The sequence below is a fragment of the Streptomyces sp. AM6-12 genome (assembly GCF_044327085.1).
Lineage (GTDB): Bacteria > Actinomycetota > Actinomycetes > Streptomycetales > Streptomycetaceae > Streptomyces.
In genome coordinates, this window is record NZ_JBIQWN010000002.1 from 529,872 (window position 1) to 554,127 (window position 24,256).

At 73.0% G+C, this 24,256-nt stretch carries 23 protein-coding genes and 2 pseudogenes; 10 read left to right on the forward strand and 15 right to left on the reverse strand.

Features of this window, described 5'->3' with window-relative positions; translation table 11 throughout:
• Positions 1 to 27 precede the first annotated feature (27 nt).
• On the reverse strand, positions 28 to 852 hold the full coding sequence (locus ACE4Q9_RS30720; protein ID WP_397987781.1) for a VOC family protein: 825 nt from the start codon (positions 850 to 852) through the stop codon (positions 28 to 30).
• Between the two features lie 129 nt (positions 853 to 981).
• Here ACE4Q9_RS30720 and ACE4Q9_RS30725 point away from each other — a divergent pair, with 129 nt between their 5' ends.
• Positions 982 to 1,323, forward strand: coding sequence for an ANTAR domain-containing protein (locus ACE4Q9_RS30725; RefSeq protein ID WP_397987782.1), 342 nt, complete (start codon positions 982 to 984; stop codon positions 1,321 to 1,323).
• 30 nt (positions 1,324 to 1,353) lie between these two features.
• Here ACE4Q9_RS30725 and ACE4Q9_RS30730 read toward each other — a convergent pair whose 3' ends face one another.
• Positions 1,354 to 2,157, reverse strand: coding sequence for an RNA polymerase sigma factor SigF (locus ACE4Q9_RS30730; protein ID WP_397987783.1), 804 nt, complete (start codon positions 2,155 to 2,157; stop codon positions 1,354 to 1,356).
• Between the two features lie 292 nt (positions 2,158 to 2,449).
• Here ACE4Q9_RS30730 and ACE4Q9_RS30735 point away from each other — a divergent pair, with 292 nt between their 5' ends.
• From ACE4Q9_RS30735 to ACE4Q9_RS30750, 4 genes are all read left to right on the forward strand, one after another.
• Positions 2,450 to 3,028 (forward strand): MarR family winged helix-turn-helix transcriptional regulator, encoded by a 579-nt coding sequence (locus ACE4Q9_RS30735; protein WP_397988274.1) that lies wholly within the window; start codon positions 2,450 to 2,452, stop codon positions 3,026 to 3,028.
• Positions 3,025 to 3,942 (forward strand): ATP-binding cassette domain-containing protein, encoded by a 918-nt coding sequence (locus ACE4Q9_RS30740; RefSeq protein WP_397987784.1) that lies wholly within the window; start codon positions 3,025 to 3,027, stop codon positions 3,940 to 3,942. The genes ACE4Q9_RS30735 and ACE4Q9_RS30740 overlap by 4 nt, the downstream gene beginning before the upstream one ends.
• Complete coding sequence (locus ACE4Q9_RS30745; RefSeq protein ID WP_397987785.1) at positions 3,899 to 4,762, forward strand: ABC transporter permease; 864 nt, start codon at positions 3,899 to 3,901, stop codon at positions 4,760 to 4,762. The genes ACE4Q9_RS30740 and ACE4Q9_RS30745 overlap by 44 nt, the downstream gene beginning before the upstream one ends.
• A 183-nt stretch (positions 4,763 to 4,945) precedes the next feature.
• Positions 4,946 to 5,470 carry a hypothetical protein gene (locus ACE4Q9_RS30750; RefSeq protein WP_397987786.1) on the forward strand — a complete coding sequence of 175 codons (525 nt, stop codon included), beginning with the start codon at positions 4,946 to 4,948 and terminating at the stop codon, positions 5,468 to 5,470.
• 24 nt (positions 5,471 to 5,494) lie between these two features.
• Here the strand turns inward: ACE4Q9_RS30750 and hemC are convergent, their stop codons facing one another.
• The 4 genes from hemC to ACE4Q9_RS30770 form a co-directional block, all read right to left on the reverse strand.
• Positions 5,495 to 6,436, reverse strand: coding sequence for a hydroxymethylbilane synthase (gene hemC, locus ACE4Q9_RS30755; protein WP_397987787.1), 942 nt, complete (start codon positions 6,434 to 6,436; stop codon positions 5,495 to 5,497).
• 108 nt (positions 6,437 to 6,544) lie between these two features.
• Positions 6,545 to 7,501, reverse strand: a complete 957-nt coding sequence (locus ACE4Q9_RS30760) for an ATP-dependent DNA ligase (RefSeq protein WP_397988275.1) — start codon at positions 7,499 to 7,501, stop codon at positions 6,545 to 6,547.
• 138 nt (positions 7,502 to 7,639) lie between these two features.
• On the reverse strand, positions 7,640 to 8,416 hold the full coding sequence (locus ACE4Q9_RS30765) for a DUF2690 domain-containing protein (RefSeq protein WP_397987788.1): 777 nt from the start codon (positions 8,414 to 8,416) through the stop codon (positions 7,640 to 7,642).
• Positions 8,417 to 8,606: 190 nt separating this feature from the next.
• A complete protein-coding gene (locus tag ACE4Q9_RS30770; protein WP_397987789.1) occupies positions 8,607 to 8,990 on the reverse strand; it encodes an SH3 domain-containing protein in 384 nt (127 codons plus the stop codon).
• A 251-nt stretch (positions 8,991 to 9,241) separates the two neighbouring features.
• Here ACE4Q9_RS30770 and ACE4Q9_RS30775 point away from each other — a divergent pair, with 251 nt between their 5' ends.
• The 3 genes from ACE4Q9_RS30775 (at position 9,242) to ACE4Q9_RS30785 (ending at position 12,751) form a co-directional block, all read left to right on the forward strand.
• Positions 9,242 to 9,805 carry a MarR family winged helix-turn-helix transcriptional regulator gene (locus ACE4Q9_RS30775; RefSeq protein WP_397987790.1) on the forward strand — a complete coding sequence of 188 codons (564 nt, stop codon included), beginning with the start codon at positions 9,242 to 9,244 and terminating at the stop codon, positions 9,803 to 9,805.
• A gap of 77 nt (positions 9,806 to 9,882) precedes the next feature.
• Complete coding sequence (locus ACE4Q9_RS30780) at positions 9,883 to 10,350, forward strand: peroxiredoxin (protein WP_397987791.1); 468 nt, start codon at positions 9,883 to 9,885, stop codon at positions 10,348 to 10,350.
• A gap of 55 nt (positions 10,351 to 10,405) precedes the next feature.
• On the forward strand, positions 10,406 to 12,751 hold the full coding sequence (locus ACE4Q9_RS30785; RefSeq protein WP_397987792.1) for a SpoIIE family protein phosphatase: 2,346 nt from the start codon (positions 10,406 to 10,408) through the stop codon (positions 12,749 to 12,751).
• Positions 12,752 to 12,758: 7 nt separating this feature from the next.
• On the opposite strand, the gene ACE4Q9_RS30790 is transcribed toward ACE4Q9_RS30785, so the two are convergent.
• The 3 genes from ACE4Q9_RS30790 to ACE4Q9_RS30800 all read right to left on the reverse strand — a co-directional run bounded on the left by ACE4Q9_RS30790 (position 12,759) and on the right by ACE4Q9_RS30800 (position 14,782).
• Positions 12,759 to 13,196: a cupin domain-containing protein gene (locus tag ACE4Q9_RS30790; protein WP_397987793.1), complete on the reverse strand. Its 438-nt coding sequence runs from the start codon at positions 13,194 to 13,196 to the stop codon at positions 12,759 to 12,761.
• 87 nt (positions 13,197 to 13,283) lie between these two features.
• Positions 13,284 to 13,892 (reverse strand): DNA polymerase ligase N-terminal domain-containing protein, encoded by a 609-nt coding sequence (locus ACE4Q9_RS30795; protein WP_397987794.1) that lies wholly within the window; start codon positions 13,890 to 13,892, stop codon positions 13,284 to 13,286.
• A gap of 59 nt (positions 13,893 to 13,951) precedes the next feature.
• On the reverse strand, positions 13,952 to 14,782 hold the full coding sequence (locus ACE4Q9_RS30800; RefSeq protein ID WP_397987795.1) for an aldo/keto reductase: 831 nt from the start codon (positions 14,780 to 14,782) through the stop codon (positions 13,952 to 13,954).
• 188 nt (positions 14,783 to 14,970) lie between these two features.
• On the opposite strand from ACE4Q9_RS30800, the pseudogene ACE4Q9_RS30805 reads away from it, so the two are divergent.
• Positions 14,971 to 15,613, forward strand: a pseudogene (locus tag ACE4Q9_RS30805) (TauD/TfdA dioxygenase family protein); the annotation flags it as partial.
• A gap of 24 nt (positions 15,614 to 15,637) precedes the next feature.
• On the opposite strand, the gene ACE4Q9_RS30810 reads toward ACE4Q9_RS30805, so the two are convergent.
• From ACE4Q9_RS30810 to ACE4Q9_RS30820, 3 genes and pseudogenes are all read right to left on the reverse strand, one after another.
• A complete protein-coding gene (locus ACE4Q9_RS30810; protein ID WP_397987796.1) occupies positions 15,638 to 16,669 on the reverse strand; it encodes an LLM class flavin-dependent oxidoreductase in 1,032 nt (343 codons plus the stop codon).
• Between the two features lie 131 nt (positions 16,670 to 16,800).
• Positions 16,801 to 17,428 (reverse strand): annotated as a pseudogene (locus ACE4Q9_RS30815) (DUF5701 family protein).
• Positions 17,347 to 18,324 (reverse strand): alpha/beta fold hydrolase, encoded by a 978-nt coding sequence (locus tag ACE4Q9_RS30820; RefSeq protein ID WP_397987797.1) that lies wholly within the window; start codon positions 18,322 to 18,324, stop codon positions 17,347 to 17,349. Before ACE4Q9_RS30820 ends, ACE4Q9_RS30815 begins: the two are co-directional and overlap by 82 nt.
• Positions 18,325 to 18,798: 474 nt before the next feature.
• Here ACE4Q9_RS30820 and ACE4Q9_RS30825 point away from each other — a divergent pair, with 474 nt between their 5' ends.
• Positions 18,799 to 21,123 carry a M4 family metallopeptidase gene (locus tag ACE4Q9_RS30825; RefSeq protein ID WP_397988276.1) on the forward strand — a complete coding sequence of 775 codons (2,325 nt, stop codon included), beginning with the start codon at positions 18,799 to 18,801 and terminating at the stop codon, positions 21,121 to 21,123.
• A 65-nt stretch (positions 21,124 to 21,188) separates the two neighbouring features.
• On the opposite strand, the gene ACE4Q9_RS30830 is transcribed toward ACE4Q9_RS30825, so the two are convergent.
• The 3 genes from ACE4Q9_RS30830 to ACE4Q9_RS30840 all read right to left on the reverse strand — a co-directional run bounded on the left by ACE4Q9_RS30830 (position 21,189) and on the right by ACE4Q9_RS30840 (position 24,153).
• Positions 21,189 to 22,388: a glycoside hydrolase family 64 protein gene (locus ACE4Q9_RS30830; protein WP_397987798.1), complete on the reverse strand. Its 1,200-nt coding sequence runs from the start codon at positions 22,386 to 22,388 to the stop codon at positions 21,189 to 21,191.
• 224 nt (positions 22,389 to 22,612) lie between these two features.
• Positions 22,613 to 23,368 (reverse strand): dienelactone hydrolase family protein, encoded by a 756-nt coding sequence (locus ACE4Q9_RS30835; RefSeq protein ID WP_397987799.1) that lies wholly within the window; start codon positions 23,366 to 23,368, stop codon positions 22,613 to 22,615.
• 164 nt (positions 23,369 to 23,532) lie between these two features.
• Complete coding sequence (locus ACE4Q9_RS30840; RefSeq protein ID WP_397987800.1) at positions 23,533 to 24,153, reverse strand: L-threonylcarbamoyladenylate synthase; 621 nt, start codon at positions 24,151 to 24,153, stop codon at positions 23,533 to 23,535.
• Between the last annotated feature and the right edge of the window lie 103 nt (positions 24,154 to 24,256).

Below are 24,256 nucleotides of genomic sequence, written 5' to 3' on the forward strand. Positions count from 1 at the left end.
GCGCGCCCTGAAGGGGCGCGGGCCGGGTCAGCGGGTCTGGCGGGACGTCACCGTGAACTGGGCGCCGTCCGCGTCCCGCAGGATCGCTTCCGTCTCGTTTTCCTTCAGGACGCTGCCCCCGTGCTTCTCCGCCGTGCGGGCGCAGCCGGGTACGTCCGACACCGCGAAGTGGATCTGCCAGTGCGGGCGGACGGACGGGTCCGGGGCGGCCTCCACCGCGCCCGAGTCGATCCGGGCCACCGCGTCGCCCTGGCTGCGCAGGACGACCTCGTCGCCGTCGTACTCGACCTCGCAGCACCCCGGCTTGCCGGACGCCCAGTCGAGGATCTCGCCGTAGAACATCGCGGAGTCGAAGGCGTCGCGGGTGTGCAGCCGGATGAATGTGGGGGCCGCGCGCCGCCAGGCCTCCCAGTTGGAGACCAGTTCCCCCTGCCAGATACCGAACGTGGCCCCGTCGCGGTCGGCGAGCAGCGCGGCCCGGCCCGGTGGGAAGGAGAGCGGTCCGACCGCCGCCGTGCCGCCCCGCTCCCGCGCCCGCGCCACCGCGACATCCGCGTCCGGCACCGCGAAGTACGGCGTCCACGCCACCGCCATCTGCCACATCGAGGCCACCGCGGCGATCCCGGCCACCGGCACCCCGTCGGCCAGCGCGACCCGGAAGTGCTCGCCGAGCTTGGCGCCGCGCCAGCGCCAGCCCAGCACGGCCGTGTAGAAGTCCTGGGTGGCCTGGAGGTCGCGGCTGGTCAGGCTCACCCAGCACGGCGCGCCGAAGACGGAGTGCGTGGAGATGACCTCACGCCCCCGCGGCCCGTGGCCGGGCGCTCCGTCGCTGACAGGGGTTTCTCGGTTCATGTTCGGTAACGTCCTGCTCTGTGGTGCCGGCGGTCACCGGTCTGGCTCCAGTGTCCGGCCGGAAGCGGGTGGGGCGCCTGTCGAGTACCCCCGGTGGCAGGGGGGCAGGCGGCTGCGCACGATGGGGGGATGGCAGAGAGCGAGCCGGAGCGGATCGCCGCGTTGCGGGCCGAGGTCGAGCAGCTGAAGCAGGCCCTGGCCTCGCACGCCGTGGTCGACCAGGCGATCGGGATGATCGTGGCTCTCGGCCGCGTCACCCCGGAACAGGGCTGGCAGGTACTGCGGGACGTCTCCCAGCACACCAACATCAGGCTGCGCAACGTCGCCGAGCTGATCCTGATCTGGGGCCGCCGCGGCGAGATCCCGCCCGAGATCAGCGCGGAACTGGAAGATGCCCTGGACCGGTACGGCCCCGTCCAGGTCCCCGGCGGCGACACGGAGGCCGCCCCGGACCGGCCGGGTCCCGGCTGAAGCCGGCCGGGACCCGCTCGGACCGGGGCCTCACCGCGCCTCCGAGAGCAGTTCCTCGCGCAGCCGGTCGAAGCACCCGCTCAGCAGCCGCGACACGTGCATCTGCGAGATCCCCAGCTGCTGCGCGATCCGGCTCTGCGTCATCCCGCCGAAGAACCGCAGGTAGAGAATGGTCCGCTCGCGCTCCGGCAGCGCCGCGAGGCACGGCTTGACGGCCGCCCGGTCCACCACCAGGTCGAATCCGGGGTCGGGACCGCCCAGCGAGTCACCGAGGGCGTAGCCGTCCGTGCCCGCCACCTCGGCGTCCAGGGACAGCGCGGAGAAGCACTCCAGCGCCTCCATCCCGGCGCGCACCTCGTCCTCCTCCAGCCGGGTGTACTCGGCTATCTCCGCCACGGTGGGCGGCCGGCCCGGCGTGGACTGGGACAGCTCCTTGACGGCCGTACGGACCCGGTTGCGCAGGTCCTGGACCCGGCGGGGCACATGCAGCGTCCACATGTGGTCCCGGAAGTGCCGCTTGATCTCACCGGTGATGGTGGGCACCGCGTACGCCTCGAAGGCGCGGCCGCGCTCGGGGTCGTAATGGTCGACGGCCTTCACCAGCCCCAGCGCGGCCACCTGGTACAGGTCCTCCAGGGACTCCCCGCGACCGCGGAACCGTACGGCGATCCGCTCGGCCATGGGCAGCCACAGCCGTACCAGCTCGTCGCGCAGCGCCTGGCGCTCGGCGCCGTCGGGCAGCTCGGCGAGCCGCGCGAAGGACTCACCCGTGTCGGGCGCGTCGTCATGTGGATGGGGGTGGGACCTGGGCTTGGTGCTGCCAGTGACACGCATCGCGCGCACCTCTCTCGCCGGTGCCGGTTGGACAGACACCGTGGGAGGCGGGCGCGCTCGGTCACGGGAAAGGACTCGGGGGCGTCAGGCCGCACGGGGCCGGCTCCCACGGAAGTGCCTCCAGTCCGAAGCACATATCTGCGTTTTCCCGCTCACGGACATCGCAAAACAATTCACCTCATAGTGGGAGAAAGGAGGGAAAGCGGCTCAGTCCTCTTGACCGCATCTTGGGGCTGCCCGAGGGGTGATACCTCTGTAGCAGAGGTAATCTTCAGGCGTGGAAGACGAAGCGATACGCGGGCCCGGCGGCGGCGCGCCGCCCGGCGCGCCCGAGACCTTCCCGGCGGAGCTGACCGACGCGCTCGTCGGTATCCAGCGACTGATCCGGCGCCGGCTGCGCGGCGGCCTGGCCGGACCCCGGCTGCGCGGTGCCGAGGTGGAGCTGCTGCGGCTGGTCGAGTCCCGGCCGGGGATCGGTGTCTCGGAGGCGGCCAAGGAACTGCACCTGGCGAGCAACTCCGTCTCGACGCTGGTCAACCAGCTCGTGCGGGACGAGTACCTGGTGCGGGAGACCGACCCGGCCGACCGGCGGGCCGCGCGCCTGCGGCTGACCGGGGCCGCCGAGAAGCGCCTGGAGGACTGGCACCGCCGCCGCGCCGAGCTGGTCGGCGGACATCTCGCCCGCCTCGACGGAGCCGACCACGACGCCCTGCGCGCGGCCCTGCCGGCCCTGCGCAGGCTCGCCGACCTGCTGCACGAGGACGACGCGGAGCCCGGGACCGGCGGGAACCACCGGCCGGCGCCCGTGAGCGCGCCGGCCGGGGCGCACGCCGCGCCCGAGGGATCCTGGACGGAGGGCACGCCATCATGACGACCGACCCGGCGGACACGTCCGCCACCCCGGCACCGGCAGCCGCCACCCCGGCACCGGCGGCCACCGCCACGGCCGAGGCGGGCGCCGCCACGGCCGAGGCCGTCAGCTGCACCGGGCTCGTCTACGCCTTCGGTGAGACCAGGGCCGTCGACGAGCTCGACCTGGGCGTCCGCGAGGGCGAGGTCTTCGGGCTCCTCGGGCCGAACGGCGCCGGCAAGACCACCGCCATCCGCTGCATCACCACCCTGCTGCCGGTCCCCGCCGGGATGGTCCGCGTCTTCGGGCACGACGCGGCCAGGGAGCGCATGGGCGTGCGCCGGCTGCTCGGCTACGTCCCGCAGCAGCTGTCCGCCGACGGCGGGCTCACCGGCCGCGAGAACGTCGCCCTGTTCGCCCGAGTGTTCGACGTGCCGCGCCGTGAGCGTGCCGCCCGCGTGGACCTGGCGCTCTCCGCCGTCGACCTCTCCGACGCCGCCGACCGGCTCGCCGGCACCTACTCCGGCGGCATGATCCGCCGACTGGAACTCGCCCAGGCCCTGGTCAGCGCCCCCCGGCTGCTGATCCTGGACGAGCCGACCATCGGCCTCGACCCGATCGCCCGCACCGGCGTGTGGGAGCACATCAACGCCGTACGCGAGGCGACCGGCATGACCGTCCTCGTCACCACCCACTACATGGACGAGGCCGACCAGTACTGCGACCGGGTCGGCCTGATGCACCGCGGCCGCGTCCGCGCCCTCGGCACCCCGGAGGAACTGCGCCGGGGCCTCGCCGAACGCAAGGGCACCGAGACCCTGCCCACGCTGGAGGACGTCTTCCGCGACGTCGCCGGCAGCGGCCTCGACGACAACACCGGAGGAGGTTTCCGTGAGGTCCGAAGCACCCGCCGCACCGCACGCCGCGTCGGCTGACCGCACCCTCGGCAAGGACACCGCGCTGCTGCTCAGCCCCCCGGTGCCGCGCGCCGGCTGGCGGCTGCTGCCCGCTCGGGTGCTCGCCATGTGCACCGTGGAGCTCCAGAAGCTGCGCCACGACCGCACCGAGCTGTACACCCGCGCCGTCCAGCCCGCCCTGTGGCTGTTGATCTTCGGTCAGACCTTCACCCGGATCCGGGCGATACCCACCGGCGGCATCCCGTACATCGACTACATGGCGCCCGGCATCATCGCCCAGTCCGCCATGTTCATCGCGATCTTCTACGGCATCCAGATCATCTGGGAGCGGGACGCCGGCATCCTGAACAAGCTGCTGGTCACCCCGACCCCGCGCTCGGCGCTGATCACCGGCAAGGCGTTCGCGGCCGGTGTGAAATCGCTGGTGCAGGCGATCGTCGTGATCGTCATCGCCGCGCTGCTCGGCGTCGCCCTGACCTGGAACCCGCTGAAGCTGCTCGGCGTCGCCCTCGCGGTGATCCTCGCCTCGGTGTTCTTCTCCTGCCTCTCCATGACCATCGCGGGCATCGTGCTCAGCCGCGACCGGCTGATGGGCTTCGGGCAGGCGATCACCATGCCGCTGTTCTTCGGCTCCAACGCCCTGTACCCCGTCTCCGTGATGCCGGGCTGGCTCCAGGCCGTCAGCAAGGTCAACCCGCTGAGCTACCAGGTCGACGCGCTGCGCGGGCTGCTGCTGGGCACCCCCTCACATCTCGGCGCCGACTTCGGGGTGCTGGCGATCGCCGCCGCGCTCGGCATCACCGCGGCCTCCTCGCTGCTCGGCCGGCTGGCCCGGTGATCTTGCCGGGAACGTGATGTGCGGCACGCACCGTGGCCCGCCCGGAAGCGGAGGCGGGGGGATTCCTCCTGGGCAGCGCTTGATCGCCGATCAAAGCGGGCGAACCCCCTGGCCACGGTGTATTCCGCTCATTTGACAGTGCACTGAACCCACAGATAGACACTCGGGGTCGAGAGGGGCGCTGTGTACGAGCCGAACGTGGTCGGTGACTGGCAGGAGTACGAGGAGCACGCCGGTCTGCGGGTCCGCGTCCACCGCCTGGAGGCCGCCGAACCCCCGCGTGGACGCGACGACGCCGCGGCCGGGCTGACGTACTTCAGTGTCCGGGTGACGGTCGAGAACCGCGGCACCCGGCACTTCGGCATCCATCTGGAGGACGGCCAGGTCGACGTCCGGGTCGGTCCGGACGGCGAGGGCGCGTTCATCGACTGGCGCAACTCCCAGTTCATCGAGGGCTTCGACGTCTATCCGCTGCGCCGGGCCACCGCCGTCCTCTACGCCGCCGCCCCCGAGGCCGCGCTCACCCATGTGGACGTGCAGGTGCAGCTGCGGGTGGACGAGGAGTGGACCGACCGGCGGCTGTGGACGGGCGGCACCGGTGTCCAGGAGGCGACCGCGCAGGCCGCCCCCGTGACCGCCGGGCAGGGCGACCTGGCCCACCAGGTCAGCGCCTTCCTGAAGGAGCAGACGGAGCCCGGCACCGCCTGAGCCCCGGCCGCCCCCCGGCCCCGCTCAGTGCGGGATGCCGTCGATGATCTCCCGCGCCCCCTGCCGCAGCAGCGCCACCGCGACCGAGGTGCCGAGGGTGGCCGCGTCGAGCCGGCCCGCCCATTCGTGGGCGTTCAGCCTGACCTTGCCGTCGGGCGTGAACACACAGGCCCGCAGGGAGAGTTCACCACTGCGGTCCACGTGCGCGTACCCGGAGATCGGGCTGTTGCAGTGGCCCTGGAGCACATGCAGGAACATCCGCTCGGCCGTCGCCTCCCGGTGGGTGTCCGGGTCGCCGAGCCCGCTGACCGCGTCGATCAGCTCGGTGTCGTCCTGCCGGCACTGGAGGGCGAGGATGCCCGCGCCGATCGGCGGCATCATCGTCTCCGGGGACAGCACCTCGCTGATCACATCGGTACGCCCGATCCGCTCCAGGCCGGCCACCGCGAGCAGCAGCGCGTCCGCCTCGCCGTCGGCCAGCTTCCGGAGCCTGCGGTTGGCGTTGCCACGGAACGGCACGCACTCCAGGTGCGGGTGGGTGGCGGCCAGTTGGGCGATCTTGCGCACCGCGGAGGTGCCGATCCGGGTACCGGCCGGCAGTTCGTCCAGGGTGCGGCCGTCCGGGTGCACCAGCGCGTCGCGGATGTCGTCCCGCTTCAGGAACGCGGCGAACACCGTCCCCGCGGGCAGCGGCCGGTCGGCGGGCACGTCCTTCAGGCAGTGCACCGCGAGATCCGCCGCCCCGGCCAGCAGGGCCGCGTCCACCTCCTTGGTGAACGCCCCCTTGCCCTCGACCCGCGCCAGATCGCCGAGCCATTTGTCACCGGTGGTCTTCACGGGGACGACCTCGGTGCGCACCCCCGGATGCAGGGCGGCCAACTCGGCGCGGACCCGCTCCACTTGGGCCAGGGCCATGGGCGAGTCACGGGAGACGATTCGGATCAGTTCGGGAACCGGCATGCGCACACGATAGACCTTCGGGGCTCGTGCCAGGCTCGCGGGCGGGTCCGCCGCCGAGTCCCGTGGACCTCATGTGAGATCCGTGGTCAGGGCCGCGGCCGAGCCCTGCGGGCCTCACGCCAAATCCGGGGGCAGGTCGGCCGCCGAGTCCTGCGGGGAGAGATCGGGACGCAGCCTCAGCCAGGACGGCTGACGCAGCAGACCCGAGCGGGTGCGCGTGCTGTAACCGACCTCCCCGACCAGCCGGGGCAGCACCCAGCGGGCGCCCGGTACGCGCGGCGCCGGGTCGAAGGGGCAGCGCCCGCTCGCCGCGTCCGCGAGCAGTTCCGCGAGCCGGGTGCGCTCCGCCTCGCTCCAGCCGGTGCCCACCCCGCCGACGTACCGCAGCCGGCCCGCCGCGTCCCGCTGGCCCACCAGGACCGCGCCGGGCAGCCCGGTCAGGCGTCCTTTGCCGGGCAGCCAGCCGCCCACGATCACGTCCTCGGCGCGCATGTTGCGGATCTTGATCCAGGCGCGCGAGCGCACACCGGGCTCGTACACCGAGTCCAGCCGCTTGCACACCAGGCCCTCCAGGCCGTGCTCCCGTGTGGCCGCGAGCGCCCGCGCGCCGTGCCCGGTGACCGCGCCCGGCGTCGACCAGTGCGGCCCGGACAGGCCCAGGTCCAGCAGTCGGGCGCGGCGCCGGGCGTACGGCTGCCGCAGCAGCGGTTCGGCCAGGTACGGCACGTCGAACAGCACCAGGTGCACCGGCACCTGGGCGGCCCGGCGCGCGGCCCGCGCGGGCGCGTGGGCGAGGCCCATCCGGCTCTGGAGCAGCTGGAAGTCGGCCCGGCCGTCCGCGTCCAGGGCCAGTACCTCGCCGTCGAGGATCGCGGGGGTGGCGCCCAGTGCGCCGCCGAGCGGCGCCAGTTCGGGATACGCCCCGGTGATCACCTCGCCCGAACGGGCGCGCAGCACCAGGCCGCCGTCACCGGGCAGATAGACCATCACCCGCTGGCCGTCCTGCTTGGTCTCGTACGCCCAGCGCGCGTCCTGCGCGGCGGGCGGCAGCGAACCGGGGGTGGCGAGCATCGGCGCGATGAACGGCAGGGCTACGGCGGTCACGGCAGAAGATGTCGACCGATCCCGGCCCCCTCACGCGCCTTCCGGCCCCGGTTCCCCTGAACGGGGTGCCCCGGCCGCCCGGCGAGGCGCTGCCCGGCCGGTGCTTCAGCGCTCCGATACGGGCGGTCCGTCCGCGTCCAGGCCCGTGCACGCCACCTTCCCGCCCACTTCGGCGCACGCCTCCACGCCCCGCGGCGAATCCACCGGCAGCATCGGGCTGTTGACGCCAGTCACATCATCGGCCGGATAGCTCGCGGAGAGGATGTCGTCGCCCGCGCGGACCGACACCTCGCGGGCCAGCCGTCCGCGCACCCGCACCTCCGACCAGGCGGTCCCGCAGGACGGCGAGTAGCGCAGCCGTACGGCATAGGCGCGGTCGGCGACCCTGCTCCTGGTCTGCGCGTCGCGGGCGCACACCGAGGCGTCGGGCAACTGGCCCTGGCAGGACGCCCCGTGGCAGCGCGGTACCTCGCTCAGGGGCTGGGCCACCGGCGCGGATGCCGGGCGCCCGGACATGGCCACGGCCGCGGCCACCGCCGTGGCCGCGCCGAACAGCGCGAGCACCGACACCGGGACCCACAGCGGCAGCCAGGACGAGCGCCGGCCGGGGCTCTCCTCGGGCGGGACCGGAACAGCGGGTTCCCCGGCCGCCTCCCACAGCGCCAGTACGGCCGTGGCATCGGCGTCGGCCAGCCGGCACAGGTCCTCCACCGCGGGCCGCGGCGGCCGCTTGCCGCCCGAGAGGTAGCGGTGCCAGGCGGACTTGCTGTACGGGGTGCGCGCGGCCAGTGCCGCCAGGCTCAGCCCCGTACGGTCCTTCAGCTCGCGCAGTGTCACCACCAGCGACTCGTCCGGCGCGGTCGATCCTTGGGGGTGCCGCATCGTGCGTTCCTCGACTCCCATTCCCCTATGGGCGTTTCGCCCCTGATGCCGGGATGGTTTCCCTGCCGGACGGGCGCTGCAACACCGGACGAGGTATGGGCCGGGTCAAGCGCCCCCATGCCGAAGGCCTGTTCGGGAGGCGGCTCCCGGACAGGCCCTCGGCGTCAGTGGGTGGTGCGGCGGTCGCCCGTCAGCACCAGGGGACGTACCGGCCGGTGGTCACGTAGTGGGCGGAGACGTAGCCGTGGTGGTGGGGGAGCCGGTACCAGACGTGGTTGCCGTGCACCCGCGAGCCGTAGGTCTTGCAACTGACCGAGATGAGCCGGTTGGAGTGGCGGCTGCCGACGACGCGGTAGCCGGTGCCCGGACCGGAGCGGACGTTGAGCCGGACGCCGCGGGTGGCGACCAGACCGGTGTGGTAGGGGTGGGTGCCGACGGGGTGCCGCGGGGCGGCGACGGCGGCCACCGGGTGCGCGGTGACGGTGCTCGCCGCGGCGGCACCGGCCGACACGGGCAGCAGGGCGAGCGCCGCGGCCGCGGCCGGCAGAACGCTCTTGAGGGCCCGACGGATCATGGAAACCTCCGGCTGTCGATCTCGTGACCACGAACCGTGATCACGCCGCCCAGCCTTGCCGTGCGAAGCCCTCACCATGCCGTTTCCGTGTCCCGTGGGACGGCGCGGGACGTCCCGTGCGGCGGGCGCGGGCCCTGATCCCCGCTCACGGCGCCGGACCGGACGGGCGTACCGGAGCGGACCGGTCCGTGCCGTGCGCGCCACCGGGACGAAAAGGTTGAGTCGGGCAATGGCTGCGTAGACTTGGAGGCATGCCCGCGCCGACGCCGCCCGGCCCGACCCCGGCCTCCCCGGAGGTCGCCGAGATCGAGCGCGCCCTCACCCGCGTCACCTACCTCGGCTCCCGCACCCGCCACCACGACCGGCTGCGGACCCTGGCCGACGTGCCGCTGGACCGGGCCGCCGTGGCGCTGCTGCGGCAGATCGCGGACTGGGAGCCGATGCGGCCGGGGGAGGTGGCGCACCGCCTCGGCGTGGAGGCCTCGCATGTGACCCGGACCGTGCAGCAGCTCCACCGGGCGGGCTACGTCACGCGAGTGCCCGACCCCGACGACCGGCGCGCCCAGCGGATCCGGCTCACTGACGCGGGCCGCCTCGCCGTCGGCCGCGTCCGGGAGGCCGGGGCCGCCGAGATGCAGCGCGCGCTCGCCGGCTGGCGGCCCGGAGAACTGCGCCAACTGGCCACGCTGTTCCACCGGATGGTCGACGACTTCCTCGCGTACTCGGCCGAGACGGAGGGGGAGCCGGGGCAGCCGGCGGCGGGGCGTGCGGGGCCAGGGCCGGCGGGGGAGCGGGATCCGGAGGACCGGGAGTAGCGGTCGTACGAACGGGCCACCCGGCGGCATACCGTCCAGTAATATCCGGCGGCAGGCCACCAGAGGAGGAACCGGTCATGAGCGAGCGCGTCCAGGTCGGGGACAAGGTGGAGGACTTCGCCCTCCCCGACGAGAGCGGGACCGTCCGGAGCCTCGGCGAACTGCTCGCCGACGGCCCCGTGGTCCTCTTCTTCTACCCCGCCGCCCTCACCCCCGGCTGCACCGCCGAGGCCTGCCACTTCCGCGACCTCGCCGCCGAGTTCGCCGCGCTGGGCGCCCGGCCCGTCGGCATCAGCGGCGACGACGTCGGCAAGCAGCGGGAGTTCGCCGGCCGGCACACGCTCGGCATGCCGCTGCTGTCCGACGCCGACGGCACGGTCCGTGAGCGGTTCGGGGTCAGGCGCGGCTTCACCCTCGCCCCCACCAAGCGCGTCACCTACGTCATCGGCGAGGACCGCACCGTGCTGGAGATCGTCCGCAGCGAGCTGCGCATGAACACCCACGCCGACAAGGCCCTCGCCGCCCTGCGTGCCCACCGGGGCTGACCGCGCCCCGGCCCCGCGCTTGAGGAGCCGAACGAATCGGATCATTCTGGGCCTTATGGACCGAGTCGCCGCCGTGGCGATCATCGACGCCCGGGGCAGGGTGACCGGGTGGAGCGAGGGCGCGCGGCTGCTCACGGGCCACCCGGCCGGGGACGTCGTGGGCCGCCCCGCGGCGGACCTGCTCGCCGCGGAGCATCCCCAGGAAGCCCTCACGGCGCCGACCGGCACGCGGCACGGCACGGTCGCCCTGCGCCACCGCGACGGCCACCGCCTCGACCTCACCGTCACCGCCTGCCCCCTCGACGGCGGTGAGGGGCGGCTCGCGGGCTACGCCGTCACCGCCGAATCCCCCGGCACAGCGCTCGCCGCCCAGGCCTTCGAGCAGGCGTCCCTGTCGATGTCCGTCTTCGACCTCCAGCAGCGCTACCTGCGCCTCAACGACGCCGCCTGCAAGGTCCTCGGCGTCCCCGAGGAGGGGCTGACCGGCCGGTTCTTCCCCGACACCGTGGCCGACACCGAGACCAACCGGGGCTTCCTGCGCCATCTGCGCGAGGTCGCCGTGACCGGCCTGCCGGTGCGCTACGAGAGCTTCGCCGCCGCGCCCGCGCTGAACCGGGAGCACTCCTGGAGCCTGGAGATGTGGCCGCTGCACGACGCCTTCGGCACCTGGACCGCGGTCGCCATCGCCGCCTACGACAGCAGCGAGCAGTACTGGGCCAGACGCCGGCTCGCCCTGCTCAACGAGGCGGCCACCCGCATCGGCACCACCCTCGACGTGGTGCGCACCGCCGAGGAACTGATCGAGATCCTCGTCCCGCGCTACGCCGACTTCGCCACCGTCGACCTGCTGGACTGGGTGCTCGGCGCCGACGAGCCCCCGATGTCCGCCGCCGGCGAGGTCGAGCTGCACCGCGTCGCCTACCGGTCCACCCGGCCCGGCAGCCCCGGAGTGGCCGTGCGGGTCGGCGAGACCCAGATCTACCGGCCGCCCGCCCCTCCGGCCCTCGCCCTGAGCGGGGGCCACGCGGTGCTCAGCCAGGCCGGGGAGCCCGGCTTCCGGGCCTGGCTCGCGGACCGCAACGAGCGCTCGCCCGAGGGCCGCCGCTTCCGGGAGGGCGTCCACTCCATGATCGCCGTACCGCTGCGCGCCCGCGGCACCACCCTGGGCGTCGCGGTCTGCGTCCGGCTGGCCCACCCGGACGATTACGGCCCCGACGACGCCGTCTTCGCCGAGGAACTGGCCAGCCGCGCCGCCGTCTGCATCGACAACGCCCGCCGCTTCGCCCGCGAGCGCAGTACCGCCCTCGCCCTCCAGCACAGCCTGCTGCCGAGCGGGCTGCCCGGACAGGCCGCGCTCGACGTCGCCCACCGCTATCTGCCGTGCGGCTCGCAGGCCGGGATCGGCGGCGACTGGTTCGACGTCATCCCGCTCTCCGGCGGCCGGGTCGGGCTGGTCGTCGGCGACGTGGTGGGCCACGGCATCAGCTCCTCGGCCACCATGGGCCGGCTGCGCACCGCCGTGCGCACCCTCGCCGACGTCGACCTGCCGCCCGACGAACTCCTCACCCACCTCGACGACCTGGTGACGCACCTGGCCGCCGAGAACGGCCGCGAGGAGGTCGCCGAGATCGGCGCCACCTGCGTGTACGCCGTCTACGACCCCGTCTCGCGCCGGCTCACGCTCGCCGCCGCAGGCCACCCCGCCCCGTTCCTGGTGCTGCCCGGCGGCGACGGCGCCGAACTCGCGCCCATGACCGCCGGGCCGCCCCTCGGCATCGGCGGACTGCCCTTCGAGGCGACCGAGCTGGAGCTGCCCGAGGGCACGGTCGTGGCCCTGTTCACCGACGGCCTGGTCGCACACCGCGCCGGATGCGCGGACGGCGCCGACGACGCGCTGCGCCGCGCCGTCGGGGCGCCGGCCGACTCCCTCGACGCGCTGGCCGACGGCGTCCTCAAGGCCGTACTGCCCGACCAGTCGTGCGACGACGTGGCGCTGCTGCTGGTGCGCACCCGCGCCCTGGGCGCCGACCGGGTCGCCACCTGGGCGGTGCCCGCCCATCCTGCCCAGGTCGCCGTGGCCCGGCAGGCCGCCGGCGAGCAACTGGCCGCGTGGGGGCTGGAGGAGACCGCGTTCGTCACCGAACTCGTCGTCAGCGAACTCGTCACCAACGCCATCCGCTACGGCGAACCCCCCATCCAGCTACGGCTGATCCGCGACCGCGCCCTCATCTGCGAGGTCTCCGACGGCAGTGCCACCTCACCTCACCTGCGCCGGGCACACGCCGACGACGAGGGTGGCCGGGGACTGCTGCTGGTCGCCCAGCTCACCCAGCGCTGGGGGAGCAGGCAGTCGGCCGCGGGCAAGACCATCTGGGCCGAACAGCCGCTCCCCGACGCCTGATCGGCCCCTACTGGAAGGCGCAGCCCGGATCCGGCGCGTCCTCGGAGAACGGGGAGCCGTGCGGCAGCACGTACAGCACGTCGAGCACCACCGGGGTGTCTCCGAGGTTGCGGCCTATGTGCACGTGCCCCGCGCCGGCCGGCTCCTGTATCGGCGCGCCCGCCGAGTACACCCCGTCCGGGGCGCAGGAGGAGTCGAAGTATCTCAGCGTGCCCTGGCGCACCACGCCGTACAGCGGGCCGTCGTGGAAGTGCCAGCCGGTGCTCTGGCCGGGCGGGATGGTGATCTCCCGCAGGGTGTAGTCGGTGCCGTCGACGGTCCGCTCACTGAGCGTGCGGGCGGTCACTCCGGGGCCCGCCGGGGTCGCCCCCGCGGTCCCGAAGGTCAGTACGGTGGCGGCGGCGACGGCGCCGATCAGGGCGGCGCCGCGCGGTGCTGTGCGCATGGGATGCCTCCAGGGGAGGGAAGGATGCCGGCGCGAACATAGGCTCGCCGCACGCCCGTTGGGGCCGGAATCAGGGAATCCGGACCGTCATCGCCCCTCGCCGTCCGCCGCGACCTGGGCGAGGGTGCGTCCGGTGCGTACCGAACGCGCCCGCCGGGGGTCGGGGCTGCCGTGCGCCGCCTTCCCGGCCCGGCCCTTGCGCACCAGCAGCCAGGCGTCCTCCCCGTCCCGGCCCCGGAAGCGGGTCAGGGCGTACTCGCCGTGCAGCTTGGCGCCGTGCAGCCGGAACGTGGCGTGCCCGCGCGCCAGCGACTCGGCGAAGTCCACCGGCCGCCCCTGCCGGTCATGGCTCAGCGGCTCGTACGTCCCCCGGTCCCACACGATCACCGTGCCGCCGCCGTACTCGCCCTTCGGGATCACGCCCTCGAAGTCCTCGTACGCCAGCGGATGGTCCTCCGTCGGCACCGCGAGCCGCTTGTCGCCGGGGTCGGCGGACGGCCCCCTCGGCACGGACCAGGACCTCAGGACGTCGTCCACCTGGAGCCGGAAGTCGAAGTGCATCCGGCGCGCGTCATGGATCTGCACCACGAACCGCGGCAGTCCGCCGCCCTCGGGCGACCGCCCGCCCGAGGGCTCCCGAGTCCGCTCGAAGTCGCGCTTGCCGCGGTACGTCCGCAGCCGGTCCTCCGCTGCCACGTGCGGCTCCTTCCCAGCGTCCGGTACACCGGACACCGGGTACCCCCCTCACACGGGGATCAGAACTCCTCGTGCGTCTCCGGGTCCCCGCCGAGCCGGCGCGGGGCGTGCCGGGCGATGGCGGCCATCTGGTCCGAGTCCAGCTCGAAGCCGAAGACGTCCAGGTTGGCGCGCCGGCGCTCGGGGTCGGCGGACTTCGGGATGGGCAGCGCGCCCAGCTGGACGTGCCAGCGCAGCAGCACCTGGCCGGGGCTCACGCCGTGCTCGTCGGCGATCCGGCCGACCTCCGGGTCGCCCAGCAACTGGCCGCCCCGCCCCAGCGGGCTCCAGCTCTCGGTGAGGATGCCCTGGTCCGCGTGGAAGGCGCGCAGCTCCTCCTGCGGGAACAGCGGGTGCAGCTCGATCTGGTTCACCGACGGCAGCACCCCGGTCTCCTTCTCCAGCCGTATGATGTGCTCCGGGGTGAAGTTGGAGACGCCGATCGAGCGGACCAGGCCGTCCTCCCGCAGCTTGATCATCGCCTTCCAGGAGTCGACGTACTTGCCGACGCGGGGATTGGGCCAGTGGATCAGATACAGGTCCACGTACTCCAGGCCGAGGCGCCGCCGGGACTCCTCGAAGGAGGCCAGGGTCTCCTGGTAGCCGTGGTGGCGGCCGGGGAGCTTGGTGGTCACCACCACTTCCTCGCGGGGCACCCCGCCGTCCGTGACGGCCCGGCCAACGCCAGCCTCGTTGCGGTAGTTCACCGCGGTGTCCACCAGCCGGTAGCCGAGTCCGAGCGCGTCGCGTACGGCCCGCTCGGCCGCCGTGTCGTCCAGCGGCCAGGTACCGAGGCCGAGGGCGGGGATCGTCGTTCCGTCGTTGAGCGTGTGCACCGGTATGCCGTTCACGGGGGGACCTTCCGCTCGACAGTGTCGTGCTCCCAGCCTCACGGATAGGGTGAGCGGTGATCAACCGGGCGGGCGCGACGAGGCCGGCGGACGGCGCGGGCCGGTAGGGGCGGCCGGAGGGGCTGGGGCGGTCGCGAGAGCCGGAGCGGCGGGAGCCGGGCTCCGGCGAGGACACGCGGGTCGGCGGCATGGCCACGGAAGACGGCGTGGACATGCGGGTCGGCGGCGTGGAGGTGCGGCCCGTCGCCGGGCACATCGGTGCCGAGGTCACCGCCGTCGACCTCGCCGCACCCCCGGACGACGCGGTGCCCGGCCTGATCCGGCGGGCCGTGCTGCGCTGGAAGACGGTGTTCTTCCGGGAGCAGCGCCTCGACCACGCCGGGCACGTCGCCTTCGCCCGCCGCTTCGGCGAGCCGGTCGTCCCCGGCCGCCGCGGCGGCGCCTCGCCCCCGGGCTTCCCCGAGCTGGAGACCACGGCCGACCGGCTGGAACTGGGCGGTCGCTACGGCATGGACCACGAGGAATGGCTCGCCCGCCGCCGGCCCACCCTGCTGCGCGGCTGGCACTGCGACCACGGCGCGCGCGTCGATCCGCCCGCCGCGACCTTCCTGCGCGCCGATCACCGGCTCGGCGTCGGCGAGGCTCAACGGCTACTACGTCGAGCAGATCACCGGCGTCTCCCGCCCGGAGAGCGCGGCTCTGCTCCAGATGCTCCTCGACCAGACGGTCCGCTCCGAGTGCACGGTCCGCTTCCGCTGGGCGCCCGGCAGCGTCGCCTTCTGGGACCACCGGGCCACCATCCACCTGGCCCCCAACGACCACACCCGTGTCGGCGCTGGTGAGCCGGTACGACGGTCAGGCGGACGGACGCCAGCCGAGCGCGGGCCCCAGCTTCGTCGCCATGTCGGTCAGGATCTGCACATAGTCCTCGTGCGCGAAGGTGAACGGCAGCGCGAAGGCCACCTCGTCCACCTCGCGGAACGCCGGGTCCGCCCGCAGCCGCTCGGCCAGTTCCGCCGAGGTGCCGACCAGGTCCGGCGCGAACAGCAGCCGCGCCGGGCCCTGCGGGGCGGCGGTGCGGGGCAGTCTCCTGGCCGCGAACTCGGCGTACCGGGCACGCTGTCCGGGGGTCGCCGAGTCGGTGGGTATCACCACCAGGCCCTGCGAGACCCGTGCCGCCTCCCCCTCGGGGTGGTGCGCCCGGAACTCCCGGATGAGGGACCGCTGTATCGCCGCGAAGTCGTACGGCTCGCCGCCCGGAGCCACCGCCTTGACGACGCTGCTGGTCAGGAAGTTCATTCCGTGCTCGCCCGCCCAGCGTGCGGAGCCGGGGCTGCCGCCGCCGTACCACAGCCGGGCGCCGAGACCGGGGGAGTGCGGCTGCACCACATCGCTGAACACCTCGAAGCCCTCGACCCCGCTGAAGTCGCTGGCGGGCTTGCCGCGCACCAGGTCCAGGAGCCGCCGCACCCGCTCGTAGCCGAAGTCCTCGATGTCGCCGGTGTCCGGGTACAGGGCGTCCTTGACCTGCTCGTAGTGCATCGGCGGGCCCACGCTGACCCCCGGATTGAGCCGGCCGCCGGACAGCAGGTCGACGGTCGCCAGGTCCTCGGCCAGGCGCAGCGGATTCTCCCAGCCGAGCGGGATGACCGCGGTGCCCAGTTCGATGCGGCGGGTGCGCTGGGAGGCGGCGGCGAGGACGGCGATCGGGGACGAGATGCCGTACTGGAGGTGGCGGTGGCGGACCCAGGCACTGTCGAAGCCGAGCCGCTCGCCCAGCTCGATGATCTCCAGGGTGGACTCGTGGCCCCGTGCCGGGTCCGCCGGGTCGAACAGACCGATCGTGAGGAAGCCCAGCTTGCGCAGGGGGCGTGGGGTGGACGGCACGGGCTCCTCCAGCGGTCGTACATCGGTTCCCCTCCGAGTCTGGCAGCCGAGTGTGACAACCGTGTGATCAGTTTCCGGCCCCCGGCCGCCCCCCTGGCCTTCCCCGGCCGGTGGGGGCGGCCGGGCTCGGCTCAACGGACCACGGTGACCGCCCCGTTCAGGGCGGAGACGGATCGCTCCACCCGCTCGCGGGCCGCCGCCGAGGCGAAGCCCAGCCAGGTATGCCGGTTGCCCGCCCAGCACCAGCCCACCTTCGGCGCGTCGCGCCGCTCCCGGCCGTCCCGCCCGGTGCCGTTGCTGATCCGGAGCGCTGGGGTGCGCGAGTCCGAGCGCGCCGCCCGGCTTGCGCAGCCGGGAGCCGATCATCATGAAGCAGTGGTTGCGCTCCAGGACGTCCGGCTGCTGGAGCACCCGGTGGATGCCCTCGGTGAGCAGCAGCGGGGTGCGGGAGCGCGCGGTGAGGGCGGGCAGCGCCTCGTCCGTGCTCCAATCGGCCAGCTCGTCGCCGGCGGAGGCGGGCCGCTCGGCCTGCGCGCGCAGAGCGGGAAGTAACGGCAGAGAAACGGTGGTGGGCGTGGTCTCGGACACGCCTCTCCCAAGAGGGTCGATGCGGACGGACCCCCGCACGACGAACCGTCCCGTCCCGCTGTTCCCGCTGCCACGGGCTCTGCCGGGGCTCAGCCGGGGAGCTTGGCCAGCCAGTCGATGAGCAGCCGGTTGGTCTCCTCGGGGCGCTCCTGCTGGATCCAGTGGCCGCAGTCGTCGAGCAACTGCGAGGAGAGCAGGCCCGGCAGGGTGACGGGGAACGCCTCGACGGCCTTGGACAGCCAGGTCATCGTGACGTCCAGGGCGCCGCCGAGGAAGAGGGAGGGCCGGGTGAGGGGGACGCCGTCGTACGCGGCGAGGTCCGCCCAGTCGCGGTCCATGTTCCGGTAGCGGTTGAGCGCCCCGGTCAGCCCGGTCCGCTCGAACTCGCCCGCGTAGAAGTCGAGTTCACTCTCGCCGAGCCAGCCGGGCGGCGGGCCGGCGGGACACCGGTCGAGCAGGGTGCCGCCGGGGCTGACGAAGTACGGGGCGGGGTCGCCGGGTCCGGGCATGGTCCCGGCGGACAGGGCCCGGTAGAAGCGCGCGAGCCAGCCGTGCACATCGGGTTCGATCTCGGCCTCGGCGCGGCCCGGCTCCTGGAAGTAGGAGATGTAGAACTCGTCCTCCCCGCCCATGCGGCCGAAGAGTTCGGTGGGCCGGGGCCCGCCGCGCGGGGTGTACGGCACGCTGAGCATGCCCACCGCCCGGAAGACTCCGGGTTCGAGCAGGCCGGAGGTCGAGGCGATGGGGGAGCCCCAGTCGTGGCCGACGACCACCGCGGTCTCCTCGCCGAGCGCGCGCACCACCGCGACGTTGTCCGCCACCAGTTCGGTCAGCCGGTACGCGTCCGTGGCGGCGGGCTTGGAGGAACGGCCGTACCCGCGCACGTCGATGGCCACCGCCCGGTACCCGGCCGCGGCGAGGGCGGGCAGCTGATGGCGCCAGGAGTACCAGGACTCCGGGAAGCCGTGCACGAGCAGCACCAGCGGCCCGCTGCCCTGCTCCACCAGATGGATCCGGCCGCCCTCGGTGGGCACCAGCCGGTGCGTCGGTTCGGTGCCGTGTGTCATGAGCCCTCCCGTGGGCTGTCGAGTGAACGCGGGTTGTGGGGTGAAGGGTTGTCCGGCCGTTCGATCGCGCCGGCTGTTCGATCTTCCCAGGTCGGGCCCTTGAGTCACAGGCGCCCCAACAGGTGTTTCGTGAACGTGAATTGGCCACTGGGGGAGCACACAGCGACTTCATAGGGAAAACCCTCGATTGGCCTCCAAGCTGGTGACATGGACGGTTCAAGACTGCCATTCTCCCAGCGCACGCTGATCCCCCACGAACGCACCACGGATCACGGTCCCGCACAGCACCGCCCACCGGACAGCAGACCCGGCTGTCCGGTCCTCACAGGCCGCGACCCGGCGGCCTCCGCAGGAGGAGTAAGAGTGAGACCCCACAGATCCCTTCCTCACGGACGCCTTCCCCAGGGACGTCTCGCCAAGAGGGCCACGGTAGGAGCCGCCCTGCTCTCCACCGCGGCCCTCTTCGCCGTCGGCATGCAGACCGTCCCGGCGACCGCCGCGCCCGTCGCGCACCACCTCAGCCCCCTGCGCGCCGGCGCCCTGGAGGCCAGGCTGAGCCCGGCCCAGCACAAGGCCCTGATCCAGAGCGCCCGCGACAAGACGGCCGACACCGCCCGCACCCTCGGCCTCGGCGCCAAGGAGAAGCTGGTCGTCAAGGACGTCACCAAGGACGCCGACGGCACCCTGCACACCCGCTACGAGCGCACCTACGACGGCCTGCCCGTCCTCGGCGGCGACCTCATCGTGCACACCCCGCCCGCCTCGCTGGCGGCCGGCACCGTGAGCACCACGTACAACAACAAGCACAAGATCCAGGTCGCCTCGACCACGGCGACCTACACCAAGGCCGCTGCCGAGAGCAAGGCGCTGAAGGCAGCCAAGGCCCTGGACGCCGCGAAGCCCACCGCGGACAGCGGCCGCAAGGTGATCTGGGCCGGCAGCGGCACCCCGAAGCTCGCCTGGGAGACCGTGATCGGCGGCTTCCAGGACGACGGCACGCCGAGCCGGCTGCACGTCATCACCGACGCCACCACCGGCAAGGAGCTGTACCGGTACCAGGGCATCGACACCGGCGTCGGCAACACCCGCTACAGCGGCCAGGTCCCGCTGACCACGACCCAGTCGGGCTCGTCGTACACCCTGACCGACGGCACCCGCGGCGGGCACAAGACGTACAACCTGAACCACGGCTCCTCCGGCACCGGCACCCTGTTCTCGCAGACCAGCGACACCTGGGGCGACGGCACCAACTCCAACGCCGCCACGGCCGGCGCGGACGCCGCCTACGGCGCGCAGGAGACCTGGGACTTCTACAAGAACACGTTCGGGCGCAGCGGCATCAAGAACGACGGGGTCGGCGCCTACTCCCGCGTCCACTACGGCAATTCGTACGTGAACGCGTTCTGGGACGACAGCTGCTTCTGCATGACCTACGGCGACGGCTCCGGGAACAACGACCCGCTGACCGCGCTGGACGTCGCCGGCCACGAGATGAGCCACGGCGTCACCTCCAACACCGCGGGCCTGGAGTACAGCGGCGAGTCCGGCGGTCTGAACGAGGCGACCAGCGACATCTTCGGCACGGGCGTGGAGTTCTACGCGAACAACAGCTCGGACCCCGGTGACTACCTCATCGGCGAGAAGATCGACATCAACGGCGACGGCACCCCGCTGCGCTACATGGACAAGCCCAGCAAGGACGGCGGCTCGGCGGACAGCTGGTACTCGGGCGTCGGCAACCTCGACGTGCACTACTCCTCGGGCCCGGCGAACCACATGTTCTACCTGCTCTCCGAGGGCAGCGGCACCAAGGTCATCAACGGTGTGACCTACAACAGCCCGACCTCGGACGGCGTCGCCGTCGCCGGCATCGGCCGGGACGCCGCCCTCCAGATCTGGTACAAGGCGCTGACGTCGTACATGACGTCCAGCACCAACTACGCCGGTGCCCGCACCGCCGCGCTCAACGCGGCCGCCGCGCTCTACGGCACCAACTCCGCGCAGTACGCGGGCGTCGGCAACGCCTTCGCGGGCATCAACGTCGGCAGCCACATCACCCCGCCGGGCAACGGCGTGACGGTCACCAATCCGGGCAGCCAGTCCTCCACCGTGGGCACGGCGGTCAGCCTCCAGGTCCAGGCGAGCAGCACCAACGGCGGCGCGCTGACCTACAGCGCCTCCGGCCTGCCCACCGGCCTGTCGATCAACAGCTCCACCGGTGTCATCTCCGGTACGCCGACCGCGGCCGGGACCTACAGCACCACCGTCACGGTGAAGGACTCCACCGGCGCGACCGGCACCGCGACCTTCACCTGGACCGTGAGCACCAGCGGCGGTGGCGGCGGCTGCTCCTCGACGCAGCTCCTGGCCAACCCCGGCTTCGAGTCGGGCAACACCGGCTGGACCGCCTCCAGCGGCGTCATCACCAACGACAGCGGTCAGGCGGCCCACGGCGGTTCGTACAAGGCGTGGCTGGACGGCTACGGCACCTCGCACACCGACTCCCTGTCCCAGTCGGTGACGATCCCCGCGGGCTGCAAGGCGACCCTCTCCTTCTACCTGCACATCGACTCCGCCGAGACCACCAGCAGCACCGCGTACGACAAGCTGACGGTCACCGCCGGTTCGACCACCCTGGCCTCGTACTCGAACCTCAACAAGGCCTCGGGCTACGTGCTCAAGACCTTCGACCTGTCCTCGCTGGCGGGCCAGACGGTCACCCTGAAGTTCAACGGCGTGGAGGACTCCTCGCTCCAGACCAGCTTCGTCGTGGACGACACGTCCCTGACCACCGGCTGATCACCCGCACCACCTGAACACGAGGGTCCCGCTCCCCGGCCGGGGAGCGGGACCCTCGCACGCGGTCAGTCCAGCGGACCCAGCGTGAGATACGCCTGCTGCGGGTCGCCGTCGTTGACCAGCGACTCCTGGTTGCCGACGTCGTCGAAGGCGAACGCGTACGCCTTGCCGTCGGCCATCTCCGCGTGCACCGCCTTCGCGTACTGGTTGGTCACCGCGTCCTGGTAGAAGTCACCCGGCGTGTTGTCCGGCGCCTGCGAACTCACCAGCAGCGTCGAGCGGTTGAAGCCGGCGCACAGGGTACGGGAGATGGGGCCGCGCACGGCGTCGTTGGGCGCGTCCAGCAGCTTGTGGCAGCCGAACACGCTGTCCGCGTCCGGCTTCTGGAAGCTGGTGACGACCGCGCCGGTGGTGTCGGTAAAGTTCATGACGTTCCCCGAGACCCGTCCGTAGAACTTCTTGTCCGGCTGGTCGGCGAACGGCGTGACGGTCAGCGTCGAGGACGTGTACTTCTGCCAGACCCGGTTCACGTAGTCGTCCATCGCGCTCGCGGGCAGCGCGCCGGTCTCCACGCCGTACAGCGGCGACAACGCGCGCAGCACCGAGCCGTCGGAGCCGGTCTGGACCAGCCCGGACCAGCCGCCGGGCCGGGCGCGCAGCGCGCTGAAGAACCCCGACCAACCTCCTTGCTTCAGCTGCCCGGTGGTGCTGACGCTCCCGTCGGCGCGGCGCACCCCGACGGAGTACGGCGCCGAGAACATGTCCACCTGCGTGCTGTTGAGCCACAGCCCGGAGTCATTGAGCGTGTACTCGGACCAGTTGAAGAGGATGTCGTGGTTGGGGTCGGACGGGTTCTGCACGGCCGGCTGCACCAGACCGCCGGTGGTGAGCTTGAAGACGAGCTTCTGCCCGTAGGAGAAGTAGATCCGGCCGGAGAACTTCGGGATGCGGATCGTGGTCGACTGCCCGGCGGCCGGCCCCGGAATCGCCGCGTCCGGCGCGGGAGTCGGCGGATTCCCGCCGGCCGGCCAGGCGTGGAAGACGCCGTTCGCGTCCGCCCAGCCCTGCTGCCCGGAGGCGAGCTGGGTGCCGAGGTCGTAGAGGTAGACGGGCTGGGCACGGCCCGAGTTGTTGGTGACGGTCAGCGCGATGGTGTCGGGCACGGCCGCCGTGGCGTGTTGGGGGACGCCGAGGGCGAGCGCTCCGCCGACGAGGGCGGTGGCGGCGACGATCGGCAGCGCGCTGCGGGTTCGGATGTGCGGCACTCTCCACCTCCGTGTGGGGTCGGGGTCGTACGGACCCCGGTTCCTGGTCCGTACCTGCCTGAGAGCGCTCTCAGCCTGGTGCCGAAGTCGTGTCCCTGTCAACGAGTTGGGCGCGGGTTCTCGTTCTCCGGAGGGGTCACCGCGCCGCCCGGCGCCCGCCGCGGGGCGGGCGCCATGGGCCGGTGACGGATGGTCCGGAAAGTGTGAAGGAGTCGGAAGGCGTGTCAGAAGGCGCGGTCGAGCAGGGCCAGCAGGGCCGCCCAGTGGCGCTCGTCGGCCTCCCGGTCGTACGCCGGGGTGTCGGCCTGCGTGTAGCCGTGCTGCGCGCCCGGATACACCTCGCAGGTGTGGCGCACCCCGGCCGCGTCCAGCGTCCGCTCCAGCTCCCGGATCTGCTCGGCCGGCATGGAGGCGTCCCGGTCGGCGAAGCCGAAGTACAGCTCGGCGGTGACGTCTCCGGCGCCGCGGTGCGGGCTGTCCGGGGCGTCCGTGACCAGCTTGCCGCCGTGGAACCCGGCCGCCGCGGCGACCCGGTCGGGGTGCGTGGCGGCCGTGCGCAGGGCGAGCCGGGCGCCCATGCAGTAGCCGGTCAGCGCGATGGGGCCATCGGTGACGAACGGGTTGTCCGCGAGGAAGCCCAGGTAGGCGTCCGCGTCCCGCCGGGTCTGCTCGGGTGTGAGGGAGCTCATCACCGGGCCGATGCGCTGCCAGAGGGTCGGGTCGGCCGCCGGGTCGATGAACTCCGGCAGCTCGCCGAGCGGGGTGGAGCCGTGCCGGTAGAACACGTTCGGCACCAGGACGGTGTACCCGGCCGACGCCAGCCGGTCGGCCATCGAGCGCAGCTGCGGGCGCAGACCGTAGGCGTCCTGGTACAGCAGGACGCCCGGATGCGGCTCGCCGTCCGCGGGATGGGCGAGGTAGGCGTCGGCGGTGCCGTCCTCGGTCGGGATGTCGACGGATGCTCCCTGTACGTCGGTCATGGTGACGGGCCTCCTGGGGGGAAGGAATGGCGGGCGGCGGGTGCCCCTCGCGCCGCGGATACGCGAGGTGTCCTGGGCGAACGCGCGGGGCGCGGTGGGCGGCTCTCATGCTGCCACGCAAGATCCGGAAGCTTCGCGGGCGGTCCGCCGTACCGCCCGCGCCGTCACTCGAACCGTGCGGTGTCGCCCGCGCCGCGCCGGACGATCTCCGCCTCGCCGCCGGAGAAGTCGATCACCGTGGTCGGCTCGGTGCCGCAGTCCCCGGAGTCGACCACCGCGTCCACCACGTGGTCGAGGCGGTCCTTGATCTCCCAGCCCTGGGTCATCGGCTCCTCCTCGTCCGGCAGCAGCAGCGTGCTGGACAGCAGCGGCTCGCCCAGCTCGGCCAGCAGCGCCTGGGTGACCACATGGTCCGGGATGCGCACGCCCACGGTCTTCTTCTTCGGGTGCATCAGCTTGCGCGGGACCTCGCGGGTGGCCGGGAGGATGAAGGTGTAGCTGCCGGGCGTGGACGCCTTCACGGCCCTGAACACATCGTTGTCCACCCGTACGAACTGGCCGAGCTGCGCGAAGTCCCGGCACATCAGCGTGAAGTGGTGGCGGTCGTCCAGCCGGCGGATGGCCCGGATGCGGTCCACGCCGTCCTGGCTGCCCAGCCGGCAGCCGAGCGCGTAGCAGGAGTCGGTCGGGTATGCGATCAGCGCCCCCGACCTGACCGCGTCCGCGATCTGCGCGATGCTCCGGGCCTGCGGGTTCTCGGGGTGCACGTCGAAGTACTTCGCCATTCACCGAGCTTATGCCGTACCCGCAGGCGGTGCGGGCGGCAGGGGCGCCGCCGGTCGCGCACGCGCCCCGGACGGGGCACGCGCACACCCCGGAAACGCCCCC